The sequence below is a fragment of the Selenomonas sp. CM52 genome (assembly GCF_000292955.1).
In the GTDB taxonomy this organism is placed as follows: Bacteria; Bacillota; Negativicutes; order Selenomonadales; family Selenomonadaceae; genus Selenomonas.
Map to the genome: position 1 here is coordinate 1 of NZ_ALNM01000005.1, position 2002 is coordinate 2002.

At 54.4% G+C, this 2002-nt stretch carries 1 protein-coding gene; it reads right to left on the minus strand.

Annotated elements, in window-relative coordinates:
• Positions 1-389 precede the first annotated feature (389 nt).
• Positions 390-1445 (minus strand): mechanosensitive ion channel family protein, encoded by a 1056-nt coding sequence (locus tag HMPREF1153_RS00875; RefSeq protein ID WP_009645035.1) that lies wholly within the window; start codon positions 1443-1445, stop codon positions 390-392.
• Between the last annotated feature and the right edge of the window lie 557 nt (positions 1446-2002).

Genomic DNA, 2002 nt, shown 5'->3' on the forward strand with positions numbered 1-2002 from the left:
TGCTACGCGCTTTGCGCTTGCATTCTTGGGATGTTTTCGCATACGAACTGTTATCCAATCAGCTGCGCGCTTTGCGCTTGCTTCTTGGACAGTTCAGCAGCGGTCAACGTCAGCCAATCATGCTACGCGCTTTGCGCTTGCATTCTTGGGATGTTTTCGCATACGAACTGTTATCCAATCAGCTGCGCGCTTTGCGCTTGCTTCTTGGACAGTTCAGCATGATTATACAAGATGTAGATTGGGCAGTCAAGGGACTAAACTACATATTGTGGTTTATCCACAAGAAAAGCACCCTTTATCCACAGGCGGGAAAGGGTGCTTTCGCAAGATTTTCAAGGCTTTTGAGCGCGGAGAAAGATTCTTTCAAAAAAGTTATGCACAGGCGGCAGCTATTCCTTCGCCTGCACGATTGTGCGCACGGGGAAGGGGATGTCGATGCCCTCCTCGCGGTAGCGGCGTGTCAATGCCTTGATGAACTCATGCTTCAACAGGAACTGGTTAACGAAGCTGCTCGTGCGCAGCACGACGTCGAATTCGATGGCAGAGTCTCCGAAGGTGTGGAAGCGCACGACGGGATCGCTCTCAACGTCGTGATCGAAGGCTGCCATGACCTCGTTCGCCACCTCAAGGGTCACGCGCTCCACCTCGTCGAGATCGCTCGCGTAGCTGACGCCGACGGGGATGGCAACGGAAATTTCCTGCGCGGGCATGTCGTAGTTCGTAAGAATGGACGATGCGAGCTTCTGATTCGGCACGATGATCGTGTTGCCGCCCAGGGTCTGCACCGTCGTGAAGCGGAAGTTGATGTCGGCGACCTTGCCTTCCTCGCCTGCCGACATGCGCACATAGTCGCCGATGCGGATCTGGCGCGAGAGGATGAGCTGCAGCCCCGAGAAGATGTTCGACAGCGTCTCCTGCATACCGAGGGCGAGCGCCGCGCCGCCGACGCCCATCGCCGTGAGGATCGGCGCGACGGAGATGCCCGCATACTGCAGGACGACGAGCACGCCCATGGCATAGATGACGCCGGAAAGAATGGAGGACAGGAGCGTCGTCTTTGGCAGAGCCGCGCCGCTCGTGCGCGTCTTCATCTCGATGAATCCCGTGATCGTGCGCGAAGCGACGCGCGTCAGCGTGAAGACGATGATACCGAAGAGGATGTAGGAGAGGAACTGCGCGATCGTCGGGAAGACGTCGATGGTCTTGATCGACCAGTAGACGCCGACGCCCATGCACCACGAGACGGGCACGCCGCGAAGCGCATGGATGAAGATCGACCAAGCCGTATCCTCGCCGACCGTGACCCTCTCGCGAATCTGTCGGTCAATGAGCTTGTTGAGGAATATGCCGACCGTCAGCGCCGCGAGCATGATGCACGCAGGCATGAGCAGGAAATCGGTCATCTCATGCCATGTCAGCTCCTGAAGTTTCATAAAAAAGGACAAAATCTCTCCTCCTCTAGCATGTGGATAAGTCGAGCAGGAAAAGCTTTGGCATGGCAAGCCGTGCCGGGCTTATCCCCAAAAATCTGTGGATAACTGTGGAAAACAAGTGTTTTCTTTGTGGATAACAGACCGTATGCGAAAGTTTAGCGTGAAAGGCTAAGGGAAGCGCTGATAAAATGAGGTCGCCCAGATTTGCACAGATGCGCTGTATCTATCGAGGAGACAAACCACAGGCGTAGCAGTGCTACGTCGAGGATTTGTCGACGACGAGAGGACAGCGCAGATGTGTGAAGATGGGTGGCTGAATTTATCAGTGGTTCCTATTACAATAGATTTATAGATCAGGGAAGCGGTACGCGACCGCTCCTTGTCTACCTCATTACCTAAGCTGTAGAATGAGAGTGCATTGGTCTGACGCGTGATTCCTGGAACATTACGTCCGCAATTAAGTCCGTCATCCATCCTCCCATTCCCAGCAGTTCGTTTTATGCAGGTAGAACTGCGCTTCTGCACGTTCGTGTCAACCCTCAATAGATCGAATCGGCAATGAGGAGTTT